At 71.9% G+C, this 18,031-nt stretch carries 15 protein-coding genes; 10 read left to right on the top strand and 5 right to left on the bottom strand.

Translation table 11 applies throughout. From position 1 onward, the window contains the following. Positions 1-74 precede the first annotated feature (74 nt). From WMF14_RS22040 to WMF14_RS22025, 4 genes are all read left to right on the top strand, one after another. Entirely contained in the window at positions 75-374 is a 300-nt protein-coding gene (locus WMF14_RS22040) for an FtsB family cell division protein (protein WP_272099776.1), read from the top strand. 302 nt (positions 375-676) lie between these two features. Continuing rightward, positions 677-2,314 carry a hypothetical protein gene (locus tag WMF14_RS22035; RefSeq protein ID WP_437803453.1) on the top strand — a complete coding sequence of 546 codons (1,638 nt, stop codon included), beginning with the start codon at positions 677-679 and terminating at the stop codon, positions 2,312-2,314. Between the two features lie 489 nt (positions 2,315-2,803). Continuing rightward, positions 2,804-4,393 carry a pre-peptidase C-terminal domain-containing protein gene (locus WMF14_RS22030; RefSeq protein ID WP_437803452.1) on the top strand — a complete coding sequence of 530 codons (1,590 nt, stop codon included), beginning with the start codon at positions 2,804-2,806 and terminating at the stop codon, positions 4,391-4,393. Positions 4,394-4,735: 342 nt separating this feature from the next. Next, positions 4,736-5,827, top strand: a complete 1,092-nt coding sequence (locus tag WMF14_RS22025) for a DUF1566 domain-containing protein (RefSeq protein WP_437803451.1) — start codon at positions 4,736-4,738, stop codon at positions 5,825-5,827. A 93-nt stretch (positions 5,828-5,920) separates the two neighbouring features. Here WMF14_RS22025 and WMF14_RS22020 read toward each other — a convergent pair whose 3' ends face one another. Further along, entirely contained in the window at positions 5,921-6,796 is an 876-nt protein-coding gene (locus WMF14_RS22020; RefSeq protein ID WP_272099768.1) for a class I SAM-dependent methyltransferase, read from the bottom strand. A gap of 45 nt (positions 6,797-6,841) precedes the next feature. Next, complete coding sequence (locus tag WMF14_RS22015; protein ID WP_437803450.1) at positions 6,842-8,410, bottom strand: protein kinase domain-containing protein; 1,569 nt, start codon at positions 8,408-8,410, stop codon at positions 6,842-6,844. Positions 8,411-8,727: 317 nt separating this feature from the next. On the opposite strand from WMF14_RS22015, the gene WMF14_RS22010 reads away from it, so the two are divergent. Beyond that, a complete protein-coding gene (locus WMF14_RS22010; RefSeq protein ID WP_437804262.1) occupies positions 8,728-9,552 on the top strand; it encodes an SDR family NAD(P)-dependent oxidoreductase in 825 nt (274 codons plus the stop codon). A 29-nt stretch (positions 9,553-9,581) separates the two neighbouring features. Here WMF14_RS22010 and WMF14_RS22005 read toward each other — a convergent pair whose 3' ends face one another. Continuing rightward, complete coding sequence (locus WMF14_RS22005; protein ID WP_437803449.1) at positions 9,582-11,975, bottom strand: DEAD/DEAH box helicase; 2,394 nt, start codon at positions 11,973-11,975, stop codon at positions 9,582-9,584. 609 nt (positions 11,976-12,584) lie between these two features. Here WMF14_RS22005 and WMF14_RS22000 point away from each other — a divergent pair. From WMF14_RS22000 to WMF14_RS21980, 5 genes are all read left to right on the top strand, one after another. Beyond that, positions 12,585-12,938: a DUF4398 domain-containing protein gene (locus tag WMF14_RS22000; RefSeq protein WP_272099763.1), complete on the top strand. Its 354-nt coding sequence runs from the start codon at positions 12,585-12,587 to the stop codon at positions 12,936-12,938. A gap of 32 nt (positions 12,939-12,970) precedes the next feature. Beyond that, positions 12,971-13,438, top strand: a complete 468-nt coding sequence (locus tag WMF14_RS21995; RefSeq protein ID WP_437803448.1) for a DUF4398 domain-containing protein — start codon at positions 12,971-12,973, stop codon at positions 13,436-13,438. Positions 13,439-13,630: 192 nt separating this feature from the next. After that, on the top strand, positions 13,631-14,314 hold the full coding sequence (gene lspA, locus WMF14_RS21990) for a signal peptidase II (protein WP_437330587.1): 684 nt from the start codon (positions 13,631-13,633) through the stop codon (positions 14,312-14,314). Positions 14,315-14,493: 179 nt separating this feature from the next. Next, positions 14,494-15,252 carry a signal peptidase II gene (gene lspA, locus WMF14_RS21985; protein ID WP_437803447.1) on the top strand — a complete coding sequence of 253 codons (759 nt, stop codon included), beginning with the start codon at positions 14,494-14,496 and terminating at the stop codon, positions 15,250-15,252. Positions 15,253-15,254: 2 nt separating this feature from the next. Then, positions 15,255-16,193 carry a prolipoprotein diacylglyceryl transferase gene (locus WMF14_RS21980; protein ID WP_437803446.1) on the top strand — a complete coding sequence of 313 codons (939 nt, stop codon included), beginning with the start codon at positions 15,255-15,257 and terminating at the stop codon, positions 16,191-16,193. Positions 16,194-16,411: 218 nt separating this feature from the next. On the opposite strand, the gene tatC is transcribed toward WMF14_RS21980, so the two are convergent. Continuing rightward, positions 16,412-17,302, bottom strand: coding sequence for a twin-arginine translocase subunit TatC (tatC, locus tag WMF14_RS21975; RefSeq protein WP_437803445.1), 891 nt, complete (start codon positions 17,300-17,302; stop codon positions 16,412-16,414). Beyond that, positions 17,299-18,021: a Sec-independent protein translocase protein TatB gene (gene tatB / locus WMF14_RS21970; RefSeq protein ID WP_437803444.1), complete on the bottom strand. Its 723-nt coding sequence runs from the start codon at positions 18,019-18,021 to the stop codon at positions 17,299-17,301. The genes tatC and tatB overlap by 4 nt, the downstream gene beginning before the upstream one ends. Positions 18,022-18,031: the final 10 nt, after the last annotated feature.

The raw sequence follows: 18,031 nt of genomic DNA, 5'->3' as shown, positions 1-18,031 counted from the left end.
CCGGGTAAAAGGTAACGCGGAGTTGCAGGAACCCTGGAGGAAAGTTGACAGGAGCGCGGAGGACGTGCGAGCGGATGCCTGTGCGTCGAATAGCGCAGTTCCTGGAGCGGACCCTCCCCATCGCGGTGCTCATCGTCGCCGTCGTGGGCGCACCGATCATGATCTTCTCGCCGCAGGGGCTGCCCCGCCTGCGGGAGCTCGAGAGAGAGCTCGCCGACGTCGAAGAGGAGAATGCCGACCTCGGGCGGCAAATCGAGGCCCTCCGCGGCAAGGTGGCGCGCCTGCGCGACGACCCGACCGCCGTGGAGAGGATCGCGCGCGACAACCTGGGTCTCGTGCGGCAGAGCGAGGTGGTCTTTCAGTTCTCCCGCTGAGGACTCGAGGTCTCTCGGCCCTTCCCAGGCCTGTTGTTGTATCGGCCACAGGGCTCCGCCGCGGAAGCGCTCGACGTGAGGGCGTGAGCCAGCGCTCCACGCCAGGACGTGAGCCGGGGCTCGACGTGAGCGCATGAGCTCGCCTGGCCCGCTCGCTCGCCCAGCGCGCCACCCCGCCGCCCGCGCTGGCGAGGGAACGCGCCCGCTGCCCTCCAGCCGCCCGTCCGGAAGGCGCAGCGTCCGTCGTGACCGGATGCGGGGCGCTGCACGCTGGCAGCGTCCTTTCTGGTATTGTGCAGCGAGTGTCGCTAGACCTGGGCCGCCTCCTCATCGCCGCCGGCGCCGTCTCCAAGGCTGAGGTCGAAGCCGCCCTCTTCGTGGCGGTCCTGCGGGGCATCCCGTTCCCTCGCGCCCTCATCGACCGCGCCGCCATCAGCGAGCGCGCCCTCGAGGAGGAGCTCGATCGCCACGGCGGCCTCGCGCTCCGGCAGGTCGTCGGCGCGCGAGAGCTCGTCGCGCGCTTGCCGCGCGCCATGTGCCGCCGCCTCGGCGCCGTCCCGATCCGCATCGATCCCGGCGTCGGCACCATCGACGTCGCGGCGGCCGATCCGCTCGATCGCCACATCGCCGACGAGTTCAGCTTCCACCTCGGCGCGCCGGTGCGCATCGTCCGCGCGCCAATCACGGCGGTCGAGGAGGCCATCCGCGCCCTGGATCTCGACGAGCGGGAGCAGGTCCCCTCCCGCGCGCGGCGCGCGACCCCGGCGTTTCCGCACGGCGCGCCCCAGTCGACCATCCCCCCGCCGCCGTCGTCCGAGGTGCCCATCCCGCTGATCCGTCGCGCCTCGGTGCCCTCGTTCGACGAGGCGGGCCTCGTCGAGGCGCCGAGCGGCAAGCACGGCCACCGCGGAGCGGCGCACAACGGTCACGCTCAGCGCGCGGACACGCCGGCGGCGCACGAGGACGCGATCCTGCCGCTCCGCCACTCCAAGGCGGCCCCCGGCGCGCGCGGCTCTCCCTCGAGCGCTCGCCGCCCGGCGGACGCCGAACGCGGCGCGGGCGGGAGGGCGACCGGGCGTCAGGCGGCCCTGCGCGCTCCGGCGGTGGAGCCGCCCGCCGTCTCCTTTCCGCCGCCTCCGCCGGTGGAGATCTCGCCGCCCTTCAAGCTGCTCGCCTCGATCATGCCCCAGGCCTCGCCTGGCCCCGACCGCGCGCCGGACAGCGCCGGGCGGGAGCCGGCCCCCTCGACGCGGCGCCTCGGCCGGCTGCCGCTCGACGCGCCCTCCGGCCTCGCGCCGCTCTCGCGCCGCCGCTCCGCCACTGCAGAGGCCCCGGCGCCGGGCAGCGGCAGGGCTCGCCCGGAGAGCGCCGCGCCGCCGTCGAGCCGGCGCTCCGGGCGGCTCCCGGCGCTGCCTCCGGCGCCCGAGCCGGAGCGCGCCGATCCCCTCGACGACGATCCGCCGCCGCAGCCCTTCGTCGATCTGAGCGACGTCATCGACGCGCTGTACCTCGCGCGCACGCGCGACGACGTCATCCGGCTCGCGCTCCGGGGGCTGCGGCTGTTCGCCGGGCGTGTCGCCATCTTCGCCGCGCACCGCGGGGTCTTTCGCGGGTTCGCGTGCAACGCGGAGTTCGGCGACCAGGAGGCGCTGCGCAAGCTCTCCCTCCCGATGGATCAGCCGAGCGTGCTCGCCACGGCCGTGGCGACCCACCTCTACGTCGGCCCGATCCCTGGCACCCCCACCCACGCGCCGCTGCTCGACGTCATGGTCAACCCGAGCCTCGACGTCGCCGCCGTCGCCGTGCAGGTCGTCGGCCGGCCCGCGATGATCCTGGTCGCCGATCGGATCCTCGACACCTCGAGCGGCTCGCGCCGGATGGTCGAGCTCGCGCGCGCCGTCGGCGAGGCGTTCAGCCGGATCCTGTCAGCGCGCGGGTGAACGCCCGCCGTCGTCCCGCGCGACGAGCGCTGCGCGCTGTTCCGACGCCACCCTGAACGATCGCGCCGCGCTCGGCGTCCGCGGAGGCATCCGCGCGTCGTCGGCTGCCACGGCGCTCGCAGCTGCGCCCGCACGCGCCGCGCCGCAGCCGTCGCGTTGCATGCGTGCGTTCCGCGCCTTTCATCGACGCAACGAAGGCAGGAGGATCCTGATGCCGCTGCGATGCAAGTACGCATTGCCCGAGCTCAAGATGTGTTGTTTTCCAGTGTATCTGTCCGACGTGATCTGTTCACTTCGCGTGCGACAGGAATTTTCCCGTGACAAGGGAACCGTATCCGCTCTCTTCGAAATTTTTTACAATCCTGAACCCTTTTTATGAACGGCGGTCAGATTTGGCTATCCGACTGAGGGTCAAATCGGGTTAAGGCATTTGGGTCTCATCGAGTTCGCGTGGACAGCGTGATTCGCCTCCCCCGAAAGGAGCTCCAAATGCATCCTGCAAAGCCGCACGAGAGCAATGTGATCGCCCGTAAGCTCGTTTTGGTGATCGCTGGTTTGACCGCCGCCGCGGCCGGTTGCTCGGCAGACGTCGGTGGCGCCGACACCGAGGAAATCGGCACGAATCAGCTGGGATTTGAGCGGTTCGAGCGGACGGTGTTCCGCGAGCCTGACACTGGCATCTACATTGTTAACGGGGACACGCCGGTCGTAGATATCAAGCATCTGCGCGAGTTCTGGGAGGCGCATGTGCGCGATGGTGCGCTGATCGTCAACCAGGAAGGGGGGGAAGACGTCATCTGGACGGCGGAGCAGCGGCACAACCTCTCCTACTGCGTGAGCAAGAGATTCGGGGACAAGTACGGGGCGGTCGTGACGGCGATGGCGGATGCCGTCAAGGCCTGGGAGGACGTCACGGACGTCGACTTCATCCATGTCGAATCGGCCGACGCGAACTGCACATCGAGCACCAGCCAGGTCCTGTTCGACGTGAACCCCGTCAACACCGGCGGTCAGTACCTGGCGCGCGCCTTCTTCCCCGGCCAGTCGAGGTACTCGCGGAACGTGCTGATCGACGGGAACGCTTTCGACAGCACGCGGCCCACGCTCACGGGCATTCTCCGCCATGAGCTAGGGCACACCCTTGGCTTCCGTCACGAGCACACCCGTCCTGAGTCGGGCACCTGCTTCGAGGACGACAACTGGCGTGCCCTCACCGAGTACGATGGCGCGTCCGTCATGCACTATCCCCAGTGCAACGGCACCGGCGACAGCACGCTGGTCCTCACGGAGAAGGACATCGCGGGCGTCCAATCGCTCTACGGCACGCCGAGCGGAGGCGGCGGAGGTGGTGGAGGCGGCGGAGGTGGTGGAGGCGGTGGAGGCGGCGGAGGCGGCGGAGAGCCGACCGGGGAGCCGACCGGGGAGCCGACCACCGAGCACTTCAGCGGGCGCCTCGCCCGGGGAGCCTTCGAGACGGTCGGGCCCGTCGAGGGGTTCGAGGTCGTGCCCGGGACGACCCTCACCGTCGTCATGACCGGGACCGGAGACCCCGATCTCTTCGTGAAGTTCGGCGACGCGCCGACGGCGAGATCGTTCGATTGCCGGCCTTACCTCAGCGACGCCAACGAGACATGCACGCTCGATGTGCCCGCGGGCAAGACGAGGGCCTTCGTCAAGGTGAACGGCTTCACGGCCTCGACCTACGACATCGACGTGCGCTACTCCGCGCCGAAGGCGCCCGGAGGCGAGCCCGGAGGCGGCGGCACCGCGGGCGGCACCGAGACCTCGACGAGCTTCGAGGGCAGCGTCTCGCGGCGCGAGACGGCGTCCCATGGGCCGATCTCGGTGGTCCCTGGCACGACCTTCCGGGCCGTGATGAGCGGCACCGGAGATCCCGATCTCTACGTGCGGTTCGGCGAGCAGCCCACGCTGAGCGCCTTCGACTGCCGGCCTTACCTCGACGGGGCGGACGAGACGTGCGAGCTGACGGTCCCGGAAGGGCAGTCGGAGGCCTTCCTCCTCGTGCAGGGATATGCGGAGAGCACGTACACGGTGAAGGTCGATTACACGACGCCGTGACGCGACGGCCCCTCGGTCCGCAAAGGCGGAAAGGGCGCCAGACGCGACCTGCGTAGAAGAAATCGACGCGGCGGAGAGGCACCGAGGTGCAGGGGCTCAACCCCACTCTCCGCTGCGCGTCGTTCTTCCATCATGCTCGCTTCGCCTCTCACGGGCCGGCCGACCCGCGCGGGCGGCGCGAACGCCGTCGACGCGGGCGCGGGGGGAACGAAGCGGCGGGCGGCCGGCGGGGGGCAACGACGCGAGCCTGCCGCGCGAGGCGCCTGCGAGGAAGTCGACCCCCGTGCCCCGGTGAATGATAGGCTGCTGGCCCGGATCCTTTCCAGGCGCCGCCGCTTGCCCATGCCCAACGAGACCCCTCACGCCCTTCGCTTCACCTGGCTGTTGGCCGCGTTGCTCGTGGAGTCCGTCACGCTCGCCGGATGCATCGGAGAGCCCTTTCAGATCGGTACCGGCACCGGCACCGTGGGCTCGACCGGCGGTGGCGGCAGCGAGCCGATCGGCGGCGGGGGCGCCGGGGGAGGGACCGGCGGAGGGCCGCCGCCCGTGCCGGTGACATGGCCAGACTCGCCGACGACGCGGTGCTCGAACGGGACGACCGTGCTGGAGGAGTGCCCAGGACCCTCGGCGCCCTTCTTCGGACAGGACGGGAACTACGAGATCGCCGTTCCCTCCTACACAGAAGCGAACGGCGCGGTGAAAGACTCGGTGACCGGGCTCACCTGGGAAAAGGTAGCGGAGAACGCGATGTTCACGCTGGTCGGCGCGCAGGAGCACTGCGCGGCGCTCAGCGCCCAGGGGATCGGCGGCCTCTCGGACTGGCGCGTGCCGACGCGGATCGAGCTCGTCTCCATCCTGGATTTCGGCCATACGACGGCGTTTCCCGATATCTTCTTCACGTCCAGCCAGGACAGCTTCTACTGGTCCGCGACCGACGTCGCCGCAGACACGTCGTTCGCCTGGGGCGTGCTGGCCAGCGATGCGTCCCTCGGCTTCTTCCCGAAGGACGACACGGCCGGCGCGCGGGCGCTGTGCGTCGGAGGCGTGAAGGGGATCGCGCCGGCCGAGCTCTCGCCCGGCGAGGACTGGGTGCTCGATCGCTCGACGGGGCTCGTCTGGCAGCGCCACGCCTCCCAGACCCGGTTCATCTGGAGCGACGCGCTCGCGCACTGCGAAGGGCTCGACCTCGCCGCGAAGAGCGACTGGCGGCTGCCGAGCGCGAAGGAGCTGCTCTCGATCGTCGATGATCGGCTGTCCGGGCCGGCGATCGACCTGGAGGCCTTCCCGGGGACGCCGTCCGACGTCTTCTGGTCGTCGACGCCCGCCATCGGCAGCGCGGAGAAGGCCGTCCTCGTCAACTTCACGAACGGCGCATCGCAGGACCACACGGTCCGCGATCGGCGGCTCGCGCGCTGCGTTCGCTCCGACGGGTGAGCGCCGCCCTCGCCCCGAGGGGCGGCGGAGGCGGCGGATGGCGTGCGCCGCCGCCACCCGCTGCCAGCGATGAGCCCAGGCCGCCGCGGCGGCTCAGCCTCCGGGCTTGACGAACTTCAGGACGAAGCGATCGCTCGTGCCCCGCTTTTCGCCCGCCACCATGGGCGAGGCGTTCCAGTCGCGCGTGTCCGCGGCGCTCCGGAGGAAGGTCGCCTCGGCCGCAAGACGGAAGCCGGCCCGCTCGATCTCCTCGCGCACGATCTTCTCCTCGATGCGGTGGAGCGTCTTCACCTCGGTCACGCCTGTCCCGGCGCGCCCCGCATGATCGACGATCGCGAACACACCGCCGGGCTTGAGCGCGCGGAAGACCGCGCGGTTCATCGCGGCCCGGTCCGCCTCCATCCACACCGTGTCGTGGTAGAAGAGCACGAGGAACACGGCGTCGAGATCGCGCGCCTCGGGCGGCAACGGGTCGTCGAGCTCGCGATCGACCCGGACCACCGGCTTCATCACGGGCTTCTTGAGCCGCTCGCTCCACGGCTTCTCGGCGAAGCGCTCGAGGACGAAGCGGTTGTTCTGCGCATAGACGACCCCTCCCGGCCCGACCGCCCGAGCCAGGAGCTCGGCCGAGTAGCCGCCCCCCGCCGCGAGCTCCGCGACCTTCATCCCCGGCTGGATGCCGAAGAATGCGAGCATCTCCGCAGGCTTACGGCCGGCATCGAGCGCCCGGTCGGCGTCCGCGCGATCGGCGGCGTCGACGACGGCGCGCAGGGCAGCGGGCACGTCGACCGAGGTGGCCGGCGGCGGCGTCGAGGCGGCCGCGTCGCCTGGGGCGGGGGCCGCCGCAGCGGGCGGCGCGTCGGGCTGAGCCGGAGGCGCAGCCGTCGGAGGCGGAGCTGCGGGCGGCGAGGCGCTACAGCCGGCGAGCGCGGTCAGGGCGAGGGCAAGGAGGACGTGAGGGCGTCGCATGCCGCGCTGCTAACCGAGCGGACCGAGCGCCGCAAGCGAGGCGGCTCACGGGGTGTCCGTGGCCGGCGCAGCGGCGGGGGCGGAGACCGCGGCCGGCGCAGCGCCCGCGGTGGAGCCCGTGGCCGGCGCAGCGCCCTCGGCGCGGCTCGCAGGGGAAGGAGCTCTTCGCAGGGGCAACAGCGCGGCCTGCACGGCGGCGGCGATCTGCGGCTGCACTGCCCGAACGACGCGGTGCACGGCCGCGGGGGAGGCTGCGCTCGGTCCGCCGCGGCCGACGCGCACGCTGGCGATCGCGATCCCCGCCAGCGCGGCGCAGGCGATCGCCCCCGCGAGCAGGCGCTGCCGCGTCGCCCCGGCCGGCGGGAGGACCGCGCCCGGCGCCGAGGACGGAGGCCGCGCCTCGTCGCGCGGCCTCGGCGCCAGGGAGACCGCCCCCCTCAGGCTCGAGGCCAGGAGCGGATCGAGCGAGCCGTCGTCGCCGGACGCCGGCGCCACGGCGTGGAACCCGCCGCTCACCGGGGCGCTCGACGGCGCCGGGAGCGCCGCGTCGATGCCATCGAGCGCATCGAGCGCCTCGGCCTCGCCGCCGAGCACCTGCGACGATGCGCCGGGGCGCCGCGTCGCGCGCAGGGTGAAGGGGCTGTCCGCGTCGGCGCGCGTCAGCTCGCCACCCTCCAGGTCGTCCTCGTCCTCGGGGAGCTCGGGCGTGTGGGGGCCCGGCGGACGCGACTCCGGCGACTCCTTCAGCGCCGCGCTCACGAGCGCCCCGAGGTCCTCCGGCGTGCCGATCTCGTGGCCTGCCTCGCGCAGCGCCTCGATCGCCTCCAGCATCGCGCGCGCGTCGGGGAAGCGGTCGTCCCGGCGCGGCGCGAGCGCGCGCGCGAGGATCGCCTCCAGCGCGGGGCTCACCTCCGGGCGCAGCTCGCTCGCCCGCAGCATCTGCCCCTCGCGCGCCGCCGCCATCCGCGAGGCGGCGCTGCTCCCGGGGAAGGGCCGCGTCCCGGTGAGCATCTGGAAGAGGACCACCCCGAGGGCGAACACGTCGGCGCGCGCGTCGACGCGCTCGCCATCGAACTGCTCGGGCGGCATGTAGCTCGGCTTCCCGACCAGGTCGCGCCTGGCGGCGTCCCCCACCTCGCCCCGCGTGGCGATCGCCACGCCGAAGTCCGCGATCTTCACGACGCCGCTCAGCGAGATGAGCACGTTTCCAGGGCTCACGTCGCGGTGCACCATCAGCCGCCCCTCGGCGGCCGAGCGCTCGTGCGCGTAGCCCAGCCCCTCGAGCACCTGGGCGGCGACGAAGAGCGCGATCGGCACCGGCACCGACTCCCCGCGCGCCCAGAGCCCCTTGCAGAGTCGCCCGAGATCCGTTCCGGACACGAGCTCGAGCACCAGGTAGAAGTCGCCCGCTTCGTCGACGCCGAAGTCGAGCACCTCATCGATGTTGGGGTGCTTGAGGCGGGTCATCATGCTCGCCTCGGCGATGAAGAGCTGCCGGAGATCGTCGCTGCCGGCGTGCATCGGGACGATTCGCTTGATGGCGACCGGGACCTCCTCGCCGTCCGGCCCGAGCGCGACCGCGCGAAACACCTCGCCCATCCCGCCGCGCGCCATCCGCGGTCCAATGGCGTAACGCCCCAGAACAACCCCCCTCGATGGCGCGCTCTCCACGGTGCCCCGACTCTAGATTGCACCGAGGGGCGGGGTAAAGGGGCGACAGCGCTCGATCTCCAGAGATGCTGCGGTCGATTGCACAAATCGACTCGCGGTGTTCCCCTTTGTGCCGAAACATGGTTGTCACGATCGCCAGCGCGGGCGGCGGCGACACGTCCACGACGAGCGCCCATCGCGAGCGCGGCAGGGGCTCGGGGGCGCGGAGCCAGGTGGATGTCGCTGGATCTGCGTGGGTCTGGTACAAGTCCGCTCAGGACATGATGCACGCTGTCACGAACGATTCCGCGCCGGTTGTCTTCATCACGGGCGCTTCTGCTGGATTTGGCGCCGCGATCGCCCGTCGCTTCGCCGGCCTGGGCGCCCGCCTCGTCCTCGCGGCGCGCCGCTACGAGCGCCTGGAGGCGCTCGCCGCCGAGCTCATGGGTGGGGCGGGCGCGTCACGCGAATCCCGCGACGGCGCGCGGCCACGGGCCGCGGCGGTCCACCTCGTCCGGCTGGATGTGCGCGATCGGGCGGCGGTGGACCGGGCGATCGCGGAGCTCCCGGCGGAGCTGTCGGAGGTGTCGGTGCTCGTCAACAACGCGGGCGGCGCCATCGGCCTCTCGCCGGCGCACACGGCGGATCCCGACGACTGGGAGCAGATGGTCGACACCAACATCAAGGGGCTGCTCCACTGCACGCGGGCGCTCCTGCCCGGCATGGTGGCGCGCGACCGGGGGCACGTCATCAACATCGGCTCGGTGGCGGCCGAGACGCCGTATCCCGGGAGCAACGTCTATGGCGCGTGCAAGGCGTTCGTGGCGCAGTTCTCGCTGAACCTGCGCGCGGATCTCCTCGGCAGCCGGGTTCGCGTCACCGACATCGAGCCCGGGCTCGCCGAGACGGAGTTCTCGGTGGTGCGCTTCAAGGGGGATCGGGACAAGGCCGCCGCCGTGTACCAGGGAGTGAAGCCGCTCTCGGCCGAGGACGTGGCCGAGGCCGTCGTCTGGTGCGCGACGCTCCCGGAGCACGTCAACGTGAACCGGCTGGAGCTGATGCCCGTCATGCAGGCGTTCGCCGGCTTCGCTGTGAAACGGAGTTAACGCGCGCGTCGGGGCGACCGCCGCCGGGCTCACGCCTGGTGGAGCAAGATCGCGAGGAGCCCGAGCGCCGCGCGCTTGCGCTTCGCGTCGATGGTCTCCGTGGCGCCGACGCAGAGCGGGCAGCCAGCCTCGTCGCAGCCGCACCCGGCGATGAGCTGCCGCGTGCGCGCGAGGAGCTCGTCGCGCTGCTCGTAGATGCGCTCGGAGAGCCCGACGCCGCCTGGCATGTTGTCGAACAGGAACAGCGTCGGATCGAAGACCCCGGCCGCCTCTCCGCCGGCCGGGGCCTCCCGCGCCTCGCTCCCGTCCTCGAGGGTCTGGCCGATGTCGCGCGGATCGCACATGAGCGAGAGCGTCGCGACCGTCTCCAGCGCCCGCGCGATCCCGCGCAGGCCGTCGATGGCGGTCGCGCGGCCGAGGCCGAGCTCCTCGCAGAGCGGCTCGGGCACGGTGAGCCAGAACGAGGTCGTGTGCATCTGGATGTCGGGCAACCGCACGTCGCCATATCCCGTGTTCTCGTGCGTGTAGAACTTGATCTTCTTGTACCCGACCACCTTCTCCACGATGCTCACCTCGCCGAAGGAGGCGGTCGCCCGGCCGAGCGGGGCGGCCGCGCTCTCGTCGAGGATGCTCACCTTCCGGTGGGTGAGCGCGGTCGTGAAATAGTCGGGGACGACCTTCGTCACGAAGGCCTTGTGGTTCTCGTAATCGAGCCGCTCGACCTGGTACTGCTCGCCGTCGTGCTGGTAGATGGCCTGTTCGTGGAGCATCGTCGGCGCCGCGCGCCAGTCGAGCTCCGCGAGCGTCTTGCCAAGGGCCTTGTCGATGATGACGAAGTTGTCCCAGCCCACCGAGCGCAGGCTCACGTGGTTCGCCGGATAAGCGTCGGTCGCCCAGTGGAAGCGATCGTTCGACTCGTGAACGACCCCGTTGTCCTGCAGGAAGCGGAGCGCCGCCACGGTGTCGTCGGGCTGCATCGCCGCGTACGGCTCCCCCTTGAGGAACGGCAGCTCGAACGCCGCGCACTTGAGGTGCTGCACGAGGATCTCGGTGTTCTGCGGATCGATCCGGGCCGACTCGGCCCCGCGCTCCAGCAGGTACCCCGGGTTCCTCGCGAGGTACTGGTCGAGCGCCGCGCTGGTGGCGCACAGGACCGCGATGCTCGTCTTGCCGCGCCGGCCCGCCCGGCCGAAGCGCTGCCACGTCTCGGCGACCGAGCCGGGGTAGCCGGCGCAGATCACCGCGTCGAGCTCGCCGATGTCGATGCCGAGCTCGAGGGCGTTCGTGGCCACGACGCACAGGATCTCGCCCTCGCGCAGCCCCCGCTCGACCCGCCGGCGCGTCTCCGGGAGGTAGCCGCCGCGGTACGCCATGATCGCGTCCTCCGCCCCGATCTCCTTGCCGACGCCCTCGCGCAGGTACTTCAGCATGATCTCGACCGAGTTGCGCGACTGGCCGAACACCAGCGTGGGCACGCGGGCGCGGGCGAGATCCCCGGCGAGGCGCACCGCGCTCTTCAGGGTGCTGGCGCGCACCCCGAGCTCCGCGTTCACCACGGGCGGGTTGTACAGGAAGAAGCGCCGCGGCCCCCGCGGGGCGCCGGACTCGTCGATGAGCTCGAGCTCGTCCTCGGCGATGCCCAGCAGGCGCGCGGCGTGCGCCCGCGGGTTGCCGATCGTCGCCGTCGCGCAGAGGAAGGTCGGGCTCGATCCGTGGAACGCGGCGACCCGGCGCAGCCGGGCGAGGACGTGGGCGACGTGCGACCCGAACACGCCGCGGTAGGTGTGGAGCTCGTCCAGCACGACGTAGCGCAGGCGCTGGAACGTCCGCGCCCAGTGCGCGTGGTGCGGCAGGATCCCCGCGTGGAGCATGTCGGGGTTGGTCATGACGATCGGGCTGCGCTCGCGCGCCGCCCGCCGGGCGTCGCCCGGCGTGTCCCCGTCGTACACGATCGCCGGGATCGTGAGCCCCGCCTCGCGGATGAGCGCGTGCAGGCCGGCCTCCTGGTCCCGGGCGAGCGCCTTGGTGGGGTACAGGTAGATCGCGCTGCCGCCCTGGCCCGACGCGGCGCCCTCGGCGAGCGCGTCGAGCACCGGGAGATGGAAGCAGAGGCTCTTGCCGCTGGCGGTGGGCGTCGCGACGACCACGTGCTGCGCCGGCTCCGCCGCGGCGCGCGGGCCTGCGGGCTTCGCGCGGGCCGCCGCGAAGGCCCGCGCCTGGTGGTCGTAGAGCCGGGAGATGCCGCGCCGCTCCAGGGCGCCGCGGAGCGCCGGCGAGAGCGCGTCGGGCATCGGTGAGGTGCGCGCGTCGGCCGGCGGAAGCTCGCGATCCGCGGTGAAACAAGGGCGGACGTAGCCGGAGGCAAGCCACGACGAGATGACGGTCTCGACGCCGGTCTCGATCTTCCAGGGGGGCGACGGCATGACGCAGGTATACTAAACAGATGCGCCGTGTCACTCAACCGGATCGGGCGCGACGCACACGTCGACCGGCGTGGCGCTGCGCTGGTCTGCGCGGCCGGGATCTCGGCAGGCGGCGCGCGGGCGAGGGGAGGGCGGCGCGCGGGCGAAGCGCTGACGCGGCGGATCGGCGCGGCAGGCGGGCGTAGCAGACCGGCGCGGAACGCGGTCGCGGCGGGCCGCCGCGGCAGGCGGGCGTACAGCGGAGAGCGGGCCTCTCCCGTCCTCGAACGAGATCCGGTGTCTGGGGCTCTCGTGTGGTTCAGCCGCGGCGCGCGACATGCGCAGGGGCTCCGGCGAATGGCTCGTTTGCGCGCAACGGATGGGAAGCCCGGATACGGCGCGTGAGGCGATGTCTCAGTGCCGTCGTGATTCCTCCTGCACCGACGGACGCAGGGCGGCGCCTCTCGCGGGCGGGGTCAGGCGCCGCCCCGAGGCCGTCGGCGCTGGTGTGCTGGTTGCCTGAGGAAGAGCCGATCGACGACGGAGATCCGGAGTCGATGATCCCATCCGCTCTTTCACCCGCCTTCTCCGGACGACCCCTCGTCCGGGGCTGGCAACGAGGTGTCGCACATGAAAAACGCAGTGTTCTTGACGCTCTTCGGCGCGTCGGCGGCGGGGTGCGCCGCGTACGCTCCGAGCTTCGGCGAGCGGCTCGGCGCGTCGGAGGCGATGATTCGAGCCGCCGAGGAGGTCGGAGCCGACGAGGACCCGCGGGCGGAAGCCCACCTCCGCCTCGCCCGGGAGCAGGTGCAGCGGGCGACGACGCTGTCGGCCGACGGCGTGCCCGAGCGGGCGCAGCGCATGCTCCTGCGCGCGCAGGCGGACGCGGAGCTCGCGCTCGCCCTCCTGCGCGAGGCGCAGGCTCAGGCCCGCACGCACGAGGCGCTCGAGGAGGTCGGATCCATCCAGCGGCAGCTCCGCTAGGGCTCACGGACACGGAGAGGAGGCGCGGAATCATGCGAACCAATCACGGGACGGTGGCCATTCTGCTCGTCGGCGGTCTCCTGGGGTGCGCGAGCGCCCCGCTCCCGCCGAAGGAGCTCATCGAGGCGAGGAAGAGCTACGAGCGCGCCCGGACGAGCGCGGCGGCAGAGCTCGCGCCCGCGGACCTGCGGGGCGCCACCGAGGCGATGGAGCGCGCGGAGCGCGCGTTCGCCGGGGGGAGCGAGCTCGCCGAGGCGAGGGATCTCGCGTACCTCGCAGGGCGCCGGGCGCAGCTGGCCGAGTCGCTGGGGCGCACGGCGGCCACGGAGCGGCAGCGCGGCGCGGCCCTCCAGGCGTACGGCGAGGTGCACCTCGCGCTGCGAAGGAGGGGGGCGCCGGCGGTCGACCCGGCCGCTCCGGCCGCTCCTCCCGGACGGGAAAAGGCGCCGGCCCGATCGCGCGCCCCGGAGCGTCCGCTGGTGATCCTGAACCGGAGGTGAACCGGCGTGGCGATCGGCCGAGGAGGCGCGGGCGAGAACGGAAGACGGAACCGGAGGGCGCGAGACGGACGAACGGAAGCGTGGAAGCGCGAAAGCGTGGGAAGCATGGAAGCACGGAGGCAACCGCCGCCGGGCATCGCTCTGCTCGAGGCTGTTTGCTCCGTGCCACGCCATCGCGTAGAAGCGAAGACGATGTCCTCGGACGCACCGCAAGCGTCGCCCGCCGCGCACCTTCCCGACGACCTCCCCAGCGAGGAGCGCGCCTCGCTCCGCTTCTTGGCCGTCGTGGCGCTCGTCTCGTGCGCCGCCGACCTGGTGACGAAGGGGTGGGCGCACGCGCGCCTCACCGGGTTCGACCCGAAGCGGTCGGGCGCGAAGGTCCTCACGATCATCCCGGACCACCTCGATTTCATCTTCGCGCAGAACCCCGGCGGCGCCTGGAGCTTCCTGCGCGGCCTCCCGGACGGCCTGCGGCGGCCGTTCTTCCTGTTCGTCTCCGCCGCGGCGATGGTCTTCATCTTCTCGATCTACCGGCGCGTCCACAGGGACCAGACCGGGATGAAGTGGGGGCTCGCGCTGGCGCTCGGCGGCGCGATGGGCAACCTGGTCGACCGGATCCGCTACGGCTGGGTCATCGACTTCATCGACGTGTACGTGATCCGCGGCGGTCGGGAGTTTCACTGGCCGACGTTCAACGTGGCGGACATCGCGATCGTCGCGGGGGTCCTCCTGATGTCCAAGGACATGATCGTCGCGACCCGCAGGGCGAACGCGCCGTCGCCAGACGCTCGCGGCGCCTCGGAGGGCCTGGCAGGCGGCGACCCCACCCCTCCGCTATCGACGGAAGCGCCTCCGCCCGTGCCGCCGGCCAGCTGAAGGACGCGAGCGGGCGGCTCGGCCGGAGCGGATGGCACGCGGCGCGCGCAAGTCACGCAAGTCGCGCAAGTCACGCAAGGCACCTGCGACGCGCAAGACGTGAAAGACGCGCGCGGCGGCGCCCGCGGAGGGAAGCCTTTGCCGGAGCGCTCGGTTTGTCGTAGAGGAACGCGCTCCGCATGACTGAAGAAGCGACGCCGCGAGACGCTCCCGCCGAGAACGAAGGTGCCCATGCGGAGTCGCATCGCTCCGCCCCCGTGAACGCGCCGGCCGGCGAGCCGCTGGCCTCCGCCGGCGAACGCGACCACGACGGGCGCGGCTCCTCGCTGGAGGGGGACGCCGACGACGTTGTCGCGCCGACGAAGCCCACCTACCGGCCTTCGTACGTGTTCCTGATCGCCGTCTCGGCCATCACCCTGGCCGCCGATCTCGGCTCGAAGTGGTGGGCCAAGGACCGGCTGGATCCGCAGGCGCTCACGGACCTCACCGCCGCGCCGCGGCCGCTCTCGTTCCGGAAGATCGAGGTGATCAAGGATCACCTGAACCTGATCTTCGCGAAGAACCACGGCGGGGCGTGGGGCATCCTGGGCGACGAGAGCGAGGCGATCCGCCGCCCGTTCTTCCTGCTGGTCTCGCTCGCGGCGATCGTCTTCATCGTCTCGCTGTACCGCAAGCTCCACCCCTCCCAGATCGCGCTCAGGTGGGGGCTGCCGCTCGTGCTCGGCGGCGCGCTCGGGAACCTCGTCGACCGCATCCGTTACGGGTACGTCATCGACTTCATCCAGGTCCGGCTCACCTCGACGTTCGTGTGGCCGACGTTCAACGTGGCCGACATCGCGATCGTCGTGGGCGTCGGGCTGATGGCGATCGACATGTTCTCCCCCCACCGCCCCGAGCGCGCCGGCAAGGCGTCCGGCGCGAAGGCGTCCGCGGGCTGACCATGCGGCCCGAGCTGTTCCGCCTGCTCGACGTCGCGTTCCCCGCCTACTTCCTGCTGCTGCTGACCGGCTTCCTCTTCGCGACGGCCATCGGCGCGCTGTGGGCGCGGCGGATTGGCCAGGATCCGGACGTGATCGTCGACCTGGGGCTCGCCTGCCTGCTCGCGGGCGTCGTCGGCGGCAGGCTCCTCCACGTCGTCGCCGACGGGTACTTCTGGGATTACGTGCACCTGTGCACCGACCCGTCGCTCGTCGACTGGAAGGTCGAGCAGGCGCTCTGCGCGTCGCGGTACCACGGCGTCTGGGACGCGGCGAAGGGGGTCTGCCACCCGATCGAGCGCGATTGCCTGGCGTGGGCGAAGTTCTGGGCGGGCGGCCTGACGTACTACGGCGGCTTCCTTGGCGCGTCGGGGATGGCGTACTGGCTGCTCAAGCGCGATCGGTTCCCGTTCTGGAAGGCGGCGGACATGGCGGGCTTCGCCGTCCCGCTGGGCCTCGGGTTTGGCCGGATGGGCTGCCTGCTCGCCGGTTGCTGCTTCGGCTTGCGCACCGAGGGGGCGTTCGGGCTCTCGTTCCCGCCGAACAGCCCCGCGAGCGAGGCGCAGTTCAAGCTGCTCGAGCTCACGAGCCCGCGCCTGCCGTCGCACCCGGTGCACCCGACGCAGATCTACGAGTCGGCGATGTCGTTCGCCATCGCGGCGATCTGCCTGCTCTACGTGCACGGCCGGAAGCGGTACGACGGGCAGGTCTTCGCGACGTTCCTCGGCCTCTACGCGCTGGGGCGCTTCGTGCTCGAGTTCGTGCGCGCCGACGACCGCGGGGGCCTCCTCGGCCTGTCGACGTCGCAGCTCATCGGGCTCGCGATGGCCGGCGCCGCGGTCGCGATCCACGTGGCGCGGACCCGGAAGGCAGCGCCCGCGGCGGCCGCGCCCGCCGCCTGACCTCCGCCGCGGCGGAGGACGGTGCGCGGAGGAGGGGCGCAGCGTTTTGAGCTGCGCCGTCGCCGAGGAGGGCGCGCGGACGAGAGGGCGCAGCGTTTTGAGCTGCGCTGGTCGCCGAGGAGGGCGACCGGACGAGAGGGCGCAGCGTTTTGAGCTGCGCTGGTCGCCGAGGAGGGCGCGCGGACGAGAGAGCGCAGCGTGCCGAGCTGCGCCGCCCGTCAGCCCTTGGTGACTTCCTTGTCCTTGCGCGCCTTGTAGGCCGCGCGCTGGGCGTCGGTCGGCGGCTTGCCGAAGATGTACGCGAGGCCGATCGAGAGCACGTAGAGCAGGCACATCGGCACGGCCATGACGAGCTGGCTCGTGACGTCCGGCGGCGTCAGGACGGCGGCCACGACGAAGGCGCCGAACACGAACCAGCGGCCGAACATGATGAGCTGGATGTAGTTGACGAGGCCGGCGATGGAGAGAAAGAGCACGATGAGCGGGATCTCGAAGATGATCCCGAAGCCGAGCAGGAGCTGGGCGACGAAGTCGAGGTAGTCGCCCATCATCACGGTCGGCGTGATCGTCACCCCGTCGCCGCCGACCGTGCCGGCCAGGCTGAGGAAGTAACCGAACGAGATCGGGAAGGCCGCACGCCAGCCGAACAGGCCGCCGCCGACGAACAGGATCGTCGAGAACAGGACGAACGGGATGACGTAGCGCTTCTCGCGGGCGTAGAGGCCGGGCGCGACGAACGCCCACAGCTGGTAGAAGATGAACGGCGAGGCCATCGCCGCGCCGCCGATCATCGACAGCTTGAAGTAGGCGACGAAGGCGGCCGCGGGCGCGCCGAAGTGGAGCGAGGGGTTGCCCGGCAGGTTCTGCTCCCGCCACGCCTGCACGAACGGGACGGTCAGGAAGTGCAAGAGCTCCTCGCGCACCTCCCACCCCACGACGCAGGCCGCGAAGAAGACAAGGATGCTCCGGACGAGGCGCTTGCGCAGCTCGTCGAGGTGCTCCCAGAACGACATCGGTTTGTCTTCGTCGGGCTCCGTCGCGGCGTCGCTCGACGCGCCCGTCGCCTCCGGGGAGCCGCTCTTCACCGCCGCCGCCTGCTCCTGGCTCATGACGTCGCTCCGGTCGCCACGCCCTGCGTCGCCGCGGCGGTGTCTGCGGCCGCGGTCGCTGTGGCCGCGGCGGTATCTGGGGCCGCGGTCGCTGTGGCCGCGGCGGTATCTGGGGCCGCGGTCGCTGTGACCGTGGCGATGTCTGCGGCCGCGGTCGCTGTGGCCGCGGCTGACCCCGCGTCGGCCGTGGCGTCTGCCGCGCCAGCCGTGGTGTCTGCGCCGGCCACGCCGGCCGTGGCGTCCACAGCGCTCGCGGTCTCCGTGGGGGTCGCGCTCTCTGCTGCGGCCGGCAGGCTGGTCGCGCCGTCCGGCGCCGCGTCCAGCGTCACGCCGTAGGCGTCGCAGCCGAGGACGGGGTACTCGCGCTCCCGGAGCGGCTTCACGTCGGGCGGCGGCGGCGGCTCGGGATCGGGCGGCCTCACGCGCGGCGTGGACGAGGCGACCGTACCGGCGGTCACGGCGCCGACGACGGGGTTCACCAGCGTCTCGATCACGTTGACCCGCGACAGGGCGCGGAGCTCGCGGAGCTCACGCTCCAGCCCCTCCTGGCGGATCAGATCGTCGATGCCGCTCTGCGTCCGGAGCTCCGTGCTCAAGCGGCGGAGCTTGGCGATCCAGCTCCCCGCTGTCCGCATCATCGCTGGCAGCCGCCGGGGACCGACCACGATGATGCCCACGATGGCGAGCACCATGATCTCGCTGAAGCTGAAGCCGAACACGCGCGCAAGC

The organism is Sorangium sp. So ce693 (genome assembly GCF_051521375.1).
Taxonomy (GTDB): domain Bacteria; phylum Myxococcota_A; class Polyangia; order Polyangiales; family Polyangiaceae; genus Sorangium; species Sorangium atrum.
The sequence above is the reverse complement of the archived record's forward strand: the minus strand, read 5'-3'. Positions and strand labels throughout refer to the sequence as shown.